At 72.7% G+C, this 13,181-nt stretch carries 15 protein-coding genes; 12 read left to right on the plus strand and 3 right to left on the minus strand.

Annotated features, from left to right (window positions below; translation table 11 throughout):
• The 6 genes from H5J29_RS06415 to H5J29_RS06440 all read left to right on the plus strand — a co-directional run.
• Window positions 1–570 (plus strand): acyl-CoA dehydrogenase family protein (locus H5J29_RS06415; RefSeq protein ID WP_281375871.1); only part of this gene is annotated, 570 nt, incomplete at its 5' end.
• The gene (locus tag H5J29_RS06420; protein ID WP_181779985.1) at window positions 567–1,322 is read left to right on the plus strand and encodes an SDR family NAD(P)-dependent oxidoreductase; all 756 of its coding nucleotides are present in this window, start codon (window positions 567–569) and stop codon (window positions 1,320–1,322) included. The genes H5J29_RS06415 and H5J29_RS06420, both read left to right, overlap by 4 nt.
• A gap of 29 nt (window positions 1,323–1,351) precedes the next feature.
• Window positions 1,352–1,801: a limonene-1,2-epoxide hydrolase family protein gene (locus H5J29_RS06425; RefSeq protein WP_181779986.1), complete on the plus strand. Its 450-nt coding sequence runs from the start codon at window positions 1,352–1,354 to the stop codon at window positions 1,799–1,801.
• Complete coding sequence (locus tag H5J29_RS06430; RefSeq protein WP_181779987.1) at window positions 1,798–2,238, plus strand: limonene-1,2-epoxide hydrolase family protein; 441 nt, start codon at window positions 1,798–1,800, stop codon at window positions 2,236–2,238. The genes H5J29_RS06425 and H5J29_RS06430 overlap by 4 nt, the downstream gene beginning before the upstream one ends.
• Window positions 2,199–2,672, plus strand: a complete 474-nt coding sequence (locus H5J29_RS06435) for a hypothetical protein (RefSeq protein ID WP_181779988.1) — start codon at window positions 2,199–2,201, stop codon at window positions 2,670–2,672. The genes H5J29_RS06430 and H5J29_RS06435 overlap by 40 nt, the downstream gene beginning before the upstream one ends.
• Window positions 2,672–3,088, plus strand: a complete 417-nt coding sequence (locus H5J29_RS06440) for a MaoC family dehydratase (RefSeq protein WP_181779989.1) — start codon at window positions 2,672–2,674, stop codon at window positions 3,086–3,088. Before H5J29_RS06435 ends, H5J29_RS06440 begins: the two co-directional genes overlap by 1 nt.
• A 45-nt stretch (window positions 3,089–3,133) precedes the next feature.
• On the opposite strand, the gene H5J29_RS06445 is transcribed toward H5J29_RS06440, so the two are convergent.
• Both H5J29_RS06445 and H5J29_RS06450 read right to left on the minus strand, forming a co-directional pair.
• Complete coding sequence (locus tag H5J29_RS06445; protein ID WP_181779990.1) at window positions 3,134–4,654, minus strand: class I adenylate-forming enzyme family protein; 1,521 nt, start codon at window positions 4,652–4,654, stop codon at window positions 3,134–3,136.
• 34 nt (window positions 4,655–4,688) lie between these two features.
• Window positions 4,689–5,855, minus strand: coding sequence for an acyl-CoA dehydrogenase family protein (locus H5J29_RS06450; protein ID WP_181779991.1), 1,167 nt, complete (start codon window positions 5,853–5,855; stop codon window positions 4,689–4,691).
• A 92-nt stretch (window positions 5,856–5,947) separates the two neighbouring features.
• Between H5J29_RS06450 and H5J29_RS06455 the strand changes: the two genes are divergently transcribed.
• Both H5J29_RS06455 and H5J29_RS06460 read left to right on the plus strand, forming a co-directional pair.
• Complete coding sequence (locus tag H5J29_RS06455) at window positions 5,948–6,571, plus strand: TetR/AcrR family transcriptional regulator (protein ID WP_312858090.1); 624 nt, start codon at window positions 5,948–5,950, stop codon at window positions 6,569–6,571.
• A 151-nt stretch (window positions 6,572–6,722) separates the two neighbouring features.
• Window positions 6,723–8,495 (plus strand): sigma-54-dependent Fis family transcriptional regulator, encoded by a 1,773-nt coding sequence (locus tag H5J29_RS06460; protein ID WP_181779993.1) that lies wholly within the window; start codon window positions 6,723–6,725, stop codon window positions 8,493–8,495.
• Between the two features lie 44 nt (window positions 8,496–8,539).
• Here the strand turns inward: H5J29_RS06460 and H5J29_RS06465 are convergent, their stop codons facing one another.
• Window positions 8,540–9,898 (minus strand): MFS transporter, encoded by a 1,359-nt coding sequence (locus tag H5J29_RS06465; protein WP_181779994.1) that lies wholly within the window; start codon window positions 9,896–9,898, stop codon window positions 8,540–8,542.
• A 198-nt stretch (window positions 9,899–10,096) separates the two neighbouring features.
• Here H5J29_RS06465 and H5J29_RS06470 point away from each other — a divergent pair, with 198 nt between their 5' ends.
• The 4 genes from H5J29_RS06470 to H5J29_RS06485 all read left to right on the plus strand — a co-directional run.
• Window positions 10,097–10,897, plus strand: a complete 801-nt coding sequence (locus H5J29_RS06470; RefSeq protein ID WP_181779995.1) for an enoyl-CoA hydratase/isomerase family protein — start codon at window positions 10,097–10,099, stop codon at window positions 10,895–10,897.
• A 7-nt stretch (window positions 10,898–10,904) separates the two neighbouring features.
• Window positions 10,905–12,086, plus strand: coding sequence for an acyl-CoA dehydrogenase family protein (locus H5J29_RS06475; protein ID WP_181779996.1), 1,182 nt, complete (start codon window positions 10,905–10,907; stop codon window positions 12,084–12,086).
• Window position 12,087: 1 nt separating this feature from the next.
• Entirely contained in the window at window positions 12,088–12,852 is a 765-nt protein-coding gene (locus H5J29_RS06480; protein WP_181779997.1) for an SDR family NAD(P)-dependent oxidoreductase, read from the plus strand.
• A partial coding sequence (locus tag H5J29_RS06485) for a 3,4-dihydroxy-2-butanone-4-phosphate synthase (protein WP_181779998.1) occupies window positions 12,849–13,181 on the plus strand: 333 nt, incomplete at its 3' end. The genes H5J29_RS06480 and H5J29_RS06485, both read left to right, overlap by 4 nt.

Here is a 13,181-nt window from a genome sequence, read left to right on the forward strand (position 1 = left end):
GAGGGCCTCACGCGCACCGAGATCGTGTCGCTGGACATGACCCGACCGCTGGTCGACCTCACCCTCGACGGCGTCGAGGCCCGGCGGGTCGCCGCGCGAGCGGGCGCCGCGGCGGTGGCCGACGCGCTGCGGATCGGTGCGGTGCTCCTGGCCTCCGAACAGCTCGGACTCGCCGAGCGCTGCCTGGAGACGACGGTGGAGTACCTCGCGATCCGCCGCCAGTTCGGCCGGATCCTCGGCTCCTACCAGGCGCTCAAGCACCGGCTCGCCGACCTCTGGGTGCTGGTCACCCAGGCCCGCGCCGTCGCCCGGTACGCCGCCGAGTGCGCGGCGACGGGATCGCCCGACCTCCCGGTCGCCGCGGCGCTGGCCCAGGCCCACTGCTCCCTCGTGGTGCAGCAGGCGGCGGAGGAGTGCATCCAGATGCACGGCGGGATCGGCTTCACCTGGGAGCACCCCGCACACCTGTTCCTCAAGCGCGCCAAGAGCAGCGCGATCGCCTTCGGTACGCCCGAGCGGCACCGCGCCGCGCTGGCCGAGCTGGTCGACCTCCCGGGAGCGGGCACATGACCGACCTGACCGGACTCACCGCCGTCGTCACCGGGGGGAACAACGGCATCGGCCGCGCGCTCGCCGTCGGGATGGCGAAGGCGGGGGCGAACGTCGCGGTCTGGGCGCGCAACGCCGAGCGCAGCGCCGAGGCGGTCGAGGAGATCGCCGGGTACGGCGTGAAGGCGATCGCGGTGAGCTGCGACGTCGCCGACGAGCAGGCCGTGGCCGCGGCGATGACCCGCACCGTCGACGAGCTCGGCCCGCTCGGCTGCTTCGTGGCCAACGCGGGCATCGCCGACGCCGCGCCGATCACGGAGATGTCGCTGGAGAGCTGGCACCGGGTGATGCGGACCAACCTCGACGGGGGGTTCCTGTGCACCCGCGAGGCGGCGCGGCGGTTCGTCGAGCAGGGCACCGGCGGCTCGATCGTCGTGCTGTCCAGCACGATCAGCCGCTACGGCGGCGCGGGCATGGCCTCGTACGCGGCCAGCAAGACCGGGCTGCTGGGCCTCGGCCGCACCCTCGCCGTCGAGCTGGCGCGCTACAAGGTCCGGTGCAACATCCTGATCCCGGGCTGGACCCGCACGGGGATGAACACCGACCTGCAGGCCGACGAGCGGTTCATGAAGGCGACGATCGGGCGGACCCCGGCCCGTCGCTGGGCGGACCCGGAGGAGCTGCACGACGTGGCCGCCTTCCTCGCCGACCCGTCGCTGACCTTCCACACCGGCAACGAGGTCGTCGTCGACGGCGGCTACACGATCTTCTGACCCCAGGCACTGCAGCGAAGGAGAGCCCCATGAGCAGCTACCGGGACGCACACCCGTGGGCGAACGAGAAGACCGAGGCCGCCACCCCGGTGAACGACGACGAGCGGCTGGTCCTCGCGTTCTTCGACGACCTGTCGAGCGGCGACCCCCAGAAGCTCGCGCCGTACCTTGCTCCGGACGCGATGTACCAGAACATGCCGCTGCCGCCCGCGCACGGCGCCGAGGCGGTGCTCGCCACCCTCGGGGCACTCTTCTCCGTGATGTCGATGGACAGCATCGAGACGCTCTACCTCGCCTCCCGCGACGGGTTCGTGTTCACCGAGCGGGTCGACTACCTCACGGCCCTCCCGACCGGGAAGTCCTTCGCGCTCCCCGTCTCCGGGGTCACCCGGGTCGTGGACGGGAGGATCACCGCCTGGCGGGACTACTTCGACCTGCGCGAGTTCGAGGAGGCCGTCGACCTCCCGCTCCGGCAGTGACCGCGTCCCCGTGGTCGGCCACGGACACGGTCCGTGCGTTCCTGTCCGCCCTCGGAGCGGGGGAGCGGGCCGGGCTGGCCCGGTTCCTCGCCGACGCCGCCGAGTACAGGGGCAGCGGCACCCGGCGTCCGACGAGCGGCGGCGACCGGATCGCGAGTGTGCTGGGACTGCTGTACGGAGGAACCGGCACCACCGTCGAGCTGGTGGCGGTCGAGACCCGGGGCGGTGCGGTCGTCAGCGAACGCCGTGACCACCTGCGCACCGGCGAGACACTGACCGTCCGCGCGGTGGCCACCGTCACCGATGGACGGATCACGGCCTGGACGGACCTCGACCCGGGGTCGCGCCTCGGGCGCCTCGCAGGCGGTCCGGAACGACACGACACGAGAGGACCCGGATGGCGACCGACATCGACGCTGAGCCCGCCGCACCGCTGATCACCCTCGACGAGCTCACCGAGGCGCTGGACGGCAGGACGCTGCCCGGTGCCGAGCTGACCGTCGAGGCCTACCAGAGCGCGCTGGCCGACCACGCTCTGCTGGCGCCCGCGGAGGACTCCGACCACGCGCACCCCTTCTGGCTGATCGTGCTCGCCCTGCGCGGCATGGGGATCACGGTCGACGAGCTGTGCGCGCTCGCCGGGCAGCGCAGCCAGGACACGCTGCTCTACGGGACGTGCGGGATCGAGCAGCTCGCCCCGCTGCACGTCGGCCGCACCTTCCGGACGACGTGCACCGTCGGACCGGTGGCCCGCAAGGAGTCCCGCAGCGGCGGGTTCCTGGACTTCGTGACCGTCCGGGTCGAGGTCCGGGACGCCGACGAGCTCGTCGGTGTGGTCACCGAGGGCTTCATCTACAAGCGAGGTGCCTGATGACTGCCCCGACCGTCCCCGCCGTCGGCGACACCGTCCCCCCGCTGCGGGTGGACGCCGTCGAGGCGGACAAGATCCGCATCATGGCCCTGGTGCTGCAGGACCCCAACCCGATCCACTTCGACCTCGCGGCCGTCCGCGCGGCCGGGCTGGGCGACCGCGAGGTCAACCAGGGCGGCGTCACGATGGCGTATGTGATCAACATGCTCGCGGCCTGGACGGGCTCTCGCGCCGCGGTGCGGGCGGTGGACTGCCGCTTCGCCGCCAACGTCTTCGCGGGCGACGCCGTGGACCTGGGCGGCACCGTGACCGCCGTCCGTGCGGTCGACGGCGAGCACCTGGTCGACTGCGAGGTGTGGGCCGACCGCGGCGACGGGGTGCGGGCCGTGGCGGGCACGGCGACCGTCGCCTTCTGACCGCTCCGGACGAAGGGCCCCGCGCCGAGGCGCGGGGCCCTTCTCTCAGCCCGCGAACCGGGCCTTGAGGGCAGGCTTGTCGATCTTGTTCGTCCCGGTGCGGGGGATGGCGTCGACGATCTCGATCCGACGGGGCCGCTGGAGTCCGCGCAGGTCGGGCACGGACTGGCAGTACGCGGCGATGTCCTCGGCGGTGACGCCCGGCTGCGACGGCACGACGATGGCCGTGACCTGCTCGGAGAACCGCTCGTGCGGGGTGCCGATCACGGTGACCTCGGCGATCAGCGGGCAGGCCTGCAGGAACCCCTCGACCATCTGCGGGTAGATGTTCTCCCCACCGCTGATGATCATGTCGTCGGCGCGTTCGACGTAGTAGAGGTAGCCGTCCGGGGCCTCGCGGACGAGGTCGGTGGTGCGGAACCAACCGTCTTCGAACTTCTTGGCGTTCACCTCGGGGAGCCGCCAGTACCCGGGGGTCACGGCGTCGCCGCGGACCCACAGCTCGCCGACCTCGTCGGCGCCGAAGGGGAGCGGGGTCGTGGAGCCCGCGGGCACGATCTGCCAGCGGACGACCTGGTCGAGGGGCTTGCCCAGCGAACCGTAGCGGCGCTCCTCGTGGATCGGCTCGGTGATCGCGAGGCCGCTCTGCTCGGTCTGGCCGTAGATGTTCACGGGGACGATGCCGGTCAGGGCGGTGAACTGCTTGAGGCGGGCCTCGGGCAGCGCCGAGCCGCCGACCATGCAGACCCGGACGAACCCGAGGTCGCGGCCCTGCTCGCCGAGCAGGTTCACGACGTCGATCATCATGGCCGGGACGATCGCGAGGACCGTCGGGTGCAGGCGCAGGATGTCGTCGAGGTACTCCGCGGCGTTCCACCGGCGCAGGGTGATCGTGCCGCCGGCGAGCAGCAGCGGCAGCGAGATCAGCTGCAGGCCGCCGACGTGGAACAGCGGGGTGCAGACGAGCCCGTGGTCCTCCGGCCCGATGTCCCAGGCGTCGATCACCGCCTCGCACTCGGCGGCGGTGTTGCGGTGGGTCTGCCGCACGCCCTTCGGGGTCCCCGTCGAGCCGCTGGTGTACATCAGCAGCGCGTCGTCGCCGTCGAGACGGGGGACCGTCCGCTCCAGCGGCTCGGCCGTGAGGGCCTCCGGGAAGCTGTACTCGGCGCCGTCGACGGCCGTCAGGGCGATGACGTGGTCGGCCAGGTCGGTCCCGTCGAGGACCTCGCGCAGCCGGGCGACGTCGGAGCCGAGCGCGAGCACCCACCGCGCGCCCGAGTCGGTCGCGGCGTGCCGCAGCGCGGCCGGGGCGAACATGTAGTTGTAGGGGACGGCGACCCCGCCCGCCTTCCAGATGCCCAGCAGCGCGGGGATCCACTCGGGCTCGTTGTGCAGGTACAGCCCGACCCGGTCACCCGGCTCGAGGCCCCGCTCCCGCAGGAAGCCCGCGAACCGGGCCGCGGTGGCGAGCAGGTCGCCGTAGGTGCGACTCTCGGCACCGCAGCGCAGCGCGACCTGGTCCAGGCGCCTGCGGGCCGCACGTTCGATCGAGGTGAGGACGTTCATCGTCGAGGCCTCCGGTCCGGACGGTGGGGTCCGCTCAGTAGGAGCGGGGCAGGCCGAAGGACTCGGCGAGGTTCTGGCGGGCCATCTCGTTGCTGATCGGCGCGATCCGGAACTGGCGCAGGTCGCGCCAGAAGCGCTGGGCGTGGGTCTCGCTGGAGATGCCCATGCCGCCGAGGATCTGGATCCCGCGGTCGGCGGCGGAGACGGCGAGCTCGCTGGTCACGACCTTGACCATGTTCGCCTCCTGGTGGCAGTGCAGGCCCGCGGCCTCGCGCCAGGCGGCGTCGAACACCATCAGCTCGCCCTGCTTCTGGCCCAGCGCGGTGTCGGCGATGTAGTGCTGGATGATCTGGTGGCCGCCGATGACCTTGCCGAAGGTGGTGCGGTTCTTCGCGTACTCCACCGACTCCTCGAGGATGCCGTCGAGCATGCCCAGGGCCAGCGCGCCGCTCATGATGCGCTCGTTGTTCAGCGAGGCGAGCAGGACCCTGAAGCCCTGGTGCTCGCTGCCGAGCAGGTTCGCGTCGGGGACGAAGACGTCGTCGAGGAACACCTCGCACGAGCCCATCGCGCGCATCCCCAGCTTCGGGATGTAGCGCATCTCGATGCCGGGCGAGTCGGTCGGGACCAGGAGCAACGTCGTCGGCGGACGCCTACCGGGGCCGTCGGGGTCGCCGCTGCGGGCCAGGAGCAGCAGGTAGGTGGCCTCCTTGGCGCCGGTCGACCACATCTTCTGGCCGGAGACGCGCCAGCCGCCCGCGACCTTCTTCGCCCGGGTGGTCATGGCGCCGAGCAGGTCGGTGCCGCCGCCCGGCTCGGTCACGGCGATGGAGAACCGGATCTCGCCCGCGGCGAGCTTGGGCAGGTACTCCTGCTTCTGCTCCTCGGTGCCGCCGTGGACCAGGGACTTCGCGCCGGCGAAGGACGGGATGCCCCAGACCCAGGACAGGCCGCCGAGGCTGCGGGCGAGCTCGCGGGCCAGCACCGCGGTGTCGACGGCGTTGCCGCCCTGCCCGCCGTACTCCTCCGGGATCCCGAGCGCGTGGAAGCCGGCCTCGGCCATGGCCTCCCACAGCTCGTAGGGGTACTGGTACTCGCGCTTCTCCAGCTCCAGCGAGCGGTCGGGCGGGAAGTTCTTGTCCACCCACGACCGCACGGAGTCGCGGAAGGCGCGGCGGTCGTCGTCCAGGTCGAGCAGCATGGTCACGACGGTAGGAGCCGTCGGCCCGACCCGGTTGTCGCGTAACGCGACAGCCACGCACGGCCGGGCGGCGGACGGTTAGGGTGCCGGACGTGGCGAGTCCGAGCAGCGGTCCGACGACGGCCGGCGGCTCGGGTCGGCGGATCCGGCTCGACGCCGACGACCGGCGCGAGCAGATCCTGGAGGCCGCGCGGCGGCTGTTCGCCGAGCGGCCGTACCCCAGCGTCTCCACCACGGACCTGGCCACCGCGGCGGGCACGACCCGGACGAACCTGCACTACTACTTCGGCACGAAGCGCGGGCTCTACCTCGAGGTCCTGCGCGAGTTCGGCCAGCTGCCCGCCCTGCCCGCGGCGAGCGCGGCCCGGGCGACCGGCCCCGCCGAGCTGGACCGCCTCTTCGCCCGCTGGCTCGACGTGCTCGAGCAGAACCCGCAGACGATCATGACGATGATCGGCACCGTGGCCCCCGGCTCGGACCCGGAGGTCGAGGCGGTGTTCCGGGACGGGATGCGCGCCTGGGAGGACCGGCTGATCGCCGTGCTCGAGATGCGGGACGACCCGTCGACGCGGGCGATGATCCGGAGCTTCCAGGGCATGGTCTCGGCGGCGATCGCCGAGTGGCTCCATGCGGGAGCGATGACGAAGGCGCAGGTCCACGCGCTGCTCACGCGCACGCTGACCGGTATCGCGGCGGGGGTCACCCACCCTTCTTGACAGTTTGTCAGTAGAGACGGCATGATCCGGGTCACGCGATGCCGTGGTCTGCCGTGGGGCTGTGGCAGTGACTCTTCGGGAGGGCACGTGGACAGCGTCGTCGTCCGGGCCGTTCGAACCGTTCGCGCACCGGTCCGCCCGGTGGTGACCCGTGGATGACTGGGTGCGCGCCGTCCACGGCGCCCGTGAGGTCCTCGGTGAGGACCCCGCCCGCATGCCCGCGGACGCGGGCCCCGTCCGGCCGGTGGTCTACGAGTCCTGGAAGCGGTCGAAGCGCCAAGGCCTCGAGCCCGACGCCGTCGCGCCGGGCTACTACCCCGAGGTGGAGCTGGACTCCTACCTGACCCGGATCGTCGCGCCGTTGGTCGAGCGGCGCCGCGGAGCGCTCGACGCCGCGATGTGCGCCCTCTCGCTCACCGACCAGGACGGGCGGCTGCTGCGTCGGTGGGTCCCGGACTCCGGGTTCGCCGGGCGGCTGGACTCCCTCGACGTGGCCCCCCGCTTCTCGGTCGCCGAGTCGCACGTCGGCACCACGAGCGCGATCTCCCTGCTCAGCGGCAAGCCGGTGATCGTGCGGGGCCCGGAGCACTTCTCCGAGGTCTTCCACTCCCTGACCTGCGCGGGCGCACCGATCGTGCACCCGGTGACCCGTCGGATCGTCGGCAGCCTCGACCTCACCTGCAAGCTGGCCGACACGAGCCCGTTCGTCCTGTCCTGGGTGATGGAGCTGGCGGCCGACGTCCAGGAGGCGCTGAGCCACTCGGCCTCGCGCCGGGAGCGGCTGCTGCTGGACTCCTACCTCGCCCACAACCGGGACGCGCGCCACCCCCTGGTCACCCTGGACCAGAACACGATCATCACCAACGCCGCCGCCGCGCGGCTCGTCGGCGGCGTCGACCAGGCGATGCTCTGGGAGCACGCGTCCCGGGCCATGGGGGAGAACGCCACGGGTCCGCAGCCGATGACCCTGACCGACGGCACCCGGGTCTCGATCGAGACCCGCCCGGTCAGCGACGGGCCGGACATCGTCGGCGCGGTCCTCACGATCAAGCAGGACGTCGTGCGGCGGCAGGTCCGGCCGGGTGGCCGCGAGGTCCCCACCCTGCCCGGGCTCGTCGGTCGCAGCCCGCGGTGGACCGCACTCTGCGCCCAGGCCGCCCGGAGCGCCGCGGTCGACCGGCTCCTCGTCGTGGGCGAGCAGGGCAGCGGACGCGCCGCGGTGGCGGCGGCCCTCTCCCGCCCGGGCCCCGTCCGGATCCTCGACGCCGCCCAGGTCGGGGTGGTCGGACCGGAGGCCTGGCTCCGCGACGTCGAGACCGAGCTCGACGGACCCGACGAGAACCTCGTACTGCGCCACGTCGACCTGCTCGAGCCGGGAACGGCCCAGGCGGCCGACGCGGCCATCGGTCGCAGGCCGACGGGGCGTCGGGTCATCGCGACGTCCGAGACGGGACCCATCGGCCCCGGCCCGCGCAACCCGCTGATCGACACGTTCGACGACGTCCTCGAGGTCCCCCCGCTGCGGGACCGGATCGAGGACCTGCCCGTGCTGCTCGCCACGCTCACCGCCCGCGCGGTGGGCGACGGGCCCGCGGTGCGCTGGATGCCCGACGCCGTGCAGGCGCTGACCCGGCTGGACTGGCCGGGCAACGTGGCGACGCTGGAGACCCTGGTCAGAGGCATGGTGTCGCGCTGTCGCACCGGCTACATCGGTGCGCGCGACCTCCCGGCCGACGTCGTCGCGCGGGCCTCACGGCGTCCGCTCGCGATGCTGGAGCAGGCCGAGGCGCAGGCGATCATGCGGGCGCTGCGGGACGCGGGCGGGAACAAGCACCGCGCCGCCGAGTCGCTGGGGATCGCCCGCTCGACCCTGTACCGCAAGGTCCGGGCCCTGGGGCTGGACCTGTCGACCGCGGCCTTCTGAACCACCCACCGGGCCGGACGGGGACCCTCCGGCCCGGTGGCGTGTCAGGCGCCCTCGCGCGCCGGGTCCGCCGCCGCGACGCTCGCGGGGCGGTAGTGCTCCTTCGTCGTGGCGATCGAGACCAGGGTGAGCACGGCGGCGATCGCCACGAACGCCGCCACCGCGTTGATGGTCCCGGACCACGCGAGCAGGGACGCGGCGATGAGCGGGGCGAACCCGCCCCCGACCACGGCGCCGAGCTGGTAGCCCACCGAGGCGCCCGAGTACCGGACACCGGTGCTGAACATCTCGGTGAAGAACGCCGCCATCGGCCCGTAGAGACCACCCAGCACGATCCCGGCGATCAGGGCGCCGGCGAGCATCCCGGGCACCGTCGCCGTCTCCATCAGCCAGAAGAACGGGAACGCGGACAGCAGGGTCGCGACCGCGGACGGGATCAGGACGCGCTTGCGGCCGATCCGGTCGGACAGGGCGGCGAACAGCGGGATGGTCAGCACGGTCGCGGCACTGGAGATCAGGACGATGGTCAGGATCGTCGACCGGGCAACGCCGAGGGTGCCGACGTAGGACACCATGAAGACGATCAGGATGTAGTAGTAGACCTGGATCACCATGATCATCCCGCCGGACTGCAGGATCTGCAGCGGGTGCGTGCGCAGGGCCTCGACCAGGGGCGACCGGGTGCGGGCGGGCGTCGGGCCGCCCGCGGCGGGTGCCTTCTCCTGGAGCTCGCGGAAGTCCGGGGTGTCCTCGAGCTTGAGCTGCACGTAGAGGCCGAGCCCGATCACGACCACGCTGAGCAGGAACGGGATCCGCCAGCCCCACGCGGCGAACGCCTCGGCGGGCAGGGCCGCGATGAGGACGAGGAACACGACGTTGGACAGGATGACCGCGAGCGAGGGGCCCATCTGCGCGAAGCTGCCGTAGAAGCCGCGCTTGTGCGGCGGGGCGTTCTCGGTGACCAGGAGCATCGCGCCGCCGTACTGGCCGCCGATCGCCAGGCCCTGCACACACCGCAACAGCACCAGCAGGATCGGCGCCGCGGCCCCGATGGTCCCGTAGGTGGGGAGCAGCCCGATCAGTGTCGTCGCGACCCCCATCATCACCATCGCGACCACCAGCAGCTTCTTGCGGCCCATCCGGTCGCCGAAGTGGCCGAACACGATGCCGCCCACCGGTCGGAACAGGAACCCGACGCCGAACGTCGCGAACGCGGCGAGGGTGCCGAGGACCGGTGAGACGTCCGGGAAGAACACCGTGTTGAAGACCAGTGCCGCGGCGGTCCCGTAGATGTAGAAGTCGTACCACTCCAGCGTGCTCGCGGAGAGCGCCGCGCCGGCCACCCGCCGCAGCACGCGCTCCGACGGAGCACCCCCGCCGTTCTCGTCGACCACTGTCCTCACGCCTTCCGGGTCGGGCCGGCGTCGTCGCCGGTCGGGTCGGGGTGAGGGTAGGTACCGGGCGAACGGCACAGATGTCGCAGAACGCGACGACCCGGTCCGGCTGGAGCGGAATGCGACACCGGGCGGGCCGGTCCCGCGCCTAGCGTCGTGTCGAGCGCGGCACCGCCGCCCGCTCGTCGTCCAGCCGAAGGAGCCCTCGTGGTCGAACGAGCAGCTCGTGCGCAGGGGAGCCGGGGCGACGTCGGGTACGCCGTGGCCGACGGCGTCGCGACCCTGACCCTGGATCGGCCGGAGGCGCACAACGCCCTGACCGTCCACATGGTCCGGCGGTTCGCCGAGGCCTCCGCCGCGGCACAGGCCGACGACGCGGTCCGCGTCCTGGTCGTGACGGGTGCGGGGCAGCAGGCGTTCTGCGCGGGCGGCGACCTCGGCGAGCTGATCCCGCGCTTGACGGCGGGGGAGCTCGAGGTCCTCACCCCGGACCCCACCAAGCGCTTTCTGTCCGATGTGGATAAGCCCGTGGTCGCGGCCGTGAACGGGATCTGCCTGGCAGGCGGCCTGGAGCTGCTGCTCGGCACCGACCTGCGGATCGCCGCTGCCGACGCGATCTTCGGGCTCCCCGAGGTGCGCTGGGCCCTGGTGCCCGGGGCCGGCACCCATGTGCGGCTGCCGCAGCAGGTGCCGTGGGCGTTCGCGATGCAGCTGCTGCTCACCGGTGACCACGTGCCCGCCGAGCGGGCGCGCGAGATGGGCCTGGTCAACGAGGTCGTGCCGCGCGCGGAGGTCCTCCCACGGGCCGCGGAGATCGCGGCCGGGATCGCCCGCAACGGGCCCCTGGCGGTGCGTGCGGCGAAGGAGATCGCGGTCCGCGCACTCGGGAACGAGTCCCGGTTCGCCCTCGAGTACGCACTCAACGCCCGCCTCGTCGCCACGGACGACGCCCGTGAGGGCCCACGCGCCTTCATGGAGAAGCGCGCACCGAGATACCTGGGGAAGTGAGAGAGCGATGACGGTCGAACTCGTCCCGACCATCCACCCCGACCATCGCGAGCTGGTCACGTCGGTGTTCGCGGCCGTCGACGGGGTTCTGGCAGCGTGCCCCCGGTCGCTCTACCTGCAGCGTTCGCGGGACAAGGAGCACGCCCCCGAGCTGTGGGACGCGATCGTCGCCGCCGACCTGCTCGCGATCGGGATCCCCGAGGAGCGGGGCGGCGCGGGCGGCGGGCTGACCGGGTGCACGGCGGTCATGGAGGCGCTGGCCCGCGCGGGCGTGCCGCCGCTGCAGTACTCGCTGACGACCTTCTCTCGCGAGGCGATCCTGCGGCACGGCTCCGAGCACCAGATCGAGGAGCACGTCCTGACCACGATCAGCGGGCAGCGCCGCTTCTGCCTCGGCGTGACCGAGCCCGAGGCCGGGACGAACTCGTTCGCCGCCCGCACCGTCGCCCGGCCGTCCGCGGACGGCGGCTACCGGATCACCGGCCAGAAGGTCTACATCTCGGCCGCGGACGAGTCCGACCACATCCTGCTGCTCGCCCGGACCGCGCCGCCCGGCGAACCCGTCGGCCGCCGCACGGGGTTCGGGCTGTTCGCCGTCGATCTGGGGTCGCCGGGGATCGAGCTGCGCCGCCTCGACATCGAGTGGCACGCCCCGGAGTACCAGTTCGAGGTCTTCCTCGACGACGTCGAGGTGCCCGCCGAGGCGTTGATCGGCGAGGAGGGTCTCGGCTTCGACCACCTGCTCGCCTGCCTCAACCAGGAGCGGGTCACGATCGCGGCCTGGGCGCTGGGGCTCGGCGAGTACGCCCTGAACAAGGCGGTGGAGTACGCGAAGGTCCGGGCCCCGTTCGGCACGCCGATCGGCGCGCACCAGGCGGTGCAGCATCCGTTGGCACTGGCCAAGGCCGAGATGGAGGCGGCCCGGCAGGTCATGTACTCCGCCGCCGCCGAGTACGACTCCGGACTCGACGCCGGCGCCAAGGCCAACATGGCGAAGCTGCTGGCCAGCCGGGCGGCTCTCGCCGCGGTCGACGCCGCGATCCAGACCCACGGTGGCTCGGCCTTCGTCTACGAGACGGACGTCGTGACGCTGTGGCCGATGATCCGCATCCTGCAGATCGCGCCGCTGAACAACGAGAGCATCCTCAACTACATCGGCGAGCGCGTGCTCGGCCTGCCCCGGAGCTGACGTGACCTATCCCGAACCCTTCGACCTGACCGGCCGCGTCGCGGTCGTCACCGGGGCGGGCGGCGGCCTCGGCCGCGCGTTCGCCGGAGTGCTCGCCGAGGCGGGGGCGACCGTGGCGTGCGCGGAGCGCGACCTGGCCGCCGCGACGGCGACCGCCGCGCCGCTGGGTGCGGTCGCCGTCGAGCTGGACGTGACCGACGAGGACCAGGTCGCCGAGGTGGTCCCGCGGCTCGCTGCCGAGCTGGGCGGGCTCGACGTCCTGGTCAACAACGCCGGGATCGGCGATCTCCGGTCCGTCCCGCTGCACCGCGTGCGCACCGAGCACTGGCGCCGGGTGCTGGCGGTCGACCTGGACGGCGTCTTCCTCTGCAGCCGGGCCGCGCTGGCCGTGATGGTCGAGCAGGGGAGCGGCAAGATCGTGAACGTCGCGTCGATGTTCGGGCTGAGCGGCGCGCGGATCTCGCCGATCCCCGCCTACTCGGCCGCCAAGGGTGCCGTGGTGAACCTGACGCGGGAGCTGGGGCTGCAGTACGCGGCCGCCGGGATCCAGGTGAACGCGCTCTGTCCCGGTTTCGTCAGGACCGGGCTGTCCGGCGGGGTGTACGAGAACCCGGAGTTCCTCGCGCGGCTGCAGGCCCAGGTCCCCATGGGCCGGATCGCGGAGCCCGCCGAGCTGCGCGGGGCGCTGCTGCTGCTCAGCTCGGCGGCGTCGGACTACATGACCGGCCAGACACTGGTCGTCGACGGAGGGTGCACGGCCGGATGAGCGGGATCGAGCGGGTCACCAGGGCGATCGCGGCCGTCGCCGCCGGGCGGCCGGTCGTCGTGGTCGACGACGAGGACCGCGAGGACGAGGGCGACCTGATCTTCGCGGCGGAGTGTGCGACGCCGGAGCTGCTGGCCTTCACGGTCCGACACACCTCCGGCTACGTCTGCGTGGCGTTGCCGGAGGAGGAGTGCGAGCGCCTGGCGCTCCCGCCCATGCACCACCGCGACGGTGACCGGTTCGGCACCGCCTACCGGGTCACCGTGGACCTGGTGGGCACCGGGACCGGGATCTCGGCCGCGGACCGGCACGCCGCGGTCGACCGACGG

The organism is Pseudonocardia pini (assembly GCF_013870575.1).
Classification (GTDB): domain Bacteria; phylum Actinomycetota; class Actinomycetes; order Mycobacteriales; family Pseudonocardiaceae; genus Pseudonocardia; species Pseudonocardia pini.

Coding starts and splice junctions, on each gene's coding strand:
- H5J29_RS06435 (WP_181779988.1), top strand. CDS start 2,199: ATGGCGACCGACATCGACGCTGAGCCCGCCGCACCGCTGATCACCCTC.
- H5J29_RS06440 (WP_181779989.1), top strand. CDS start 2,672: ATGACTGCCCCGACCGTCCCCGCCGTCGGCGACACCGTCCCCCCGCTG.
- H5J29_RS06475 (WP_181779996.1), top strand. CDS start 10,905: ATGACGGTCGAACTCGTCCCGACCATCCACCCCGACCATCGCGAGCTG.
- H5J29_RS06445 (WP_181779990.1), bottom strand. CDS start 4,654: ATGAACGTCCTCACCTCGATCGAACGTGCGGCCCGCAGGCGCCTGGAC.
- H5J29_RS06420 (WP_181779985.1), top strand. CDS start 567: ATGACCGACCTGACCGGACTCACCGCCGTCGTCACCGGGGGGAACAAC.
- H5J29_RS06450 (WP_181779991.1), bottom strand. CDS start 5,855: ATGCTGCTCGACCTGGACGACGACCGCCGCGCCTTCCGCGACTCCGTG.
- H5J29_RS06425 (WP_181779986.1), top strand. CDS start 1,352: ATGAGCAGCTACCGGGACGCACACCCGTGGGCGAACGAGAAGACCGAG.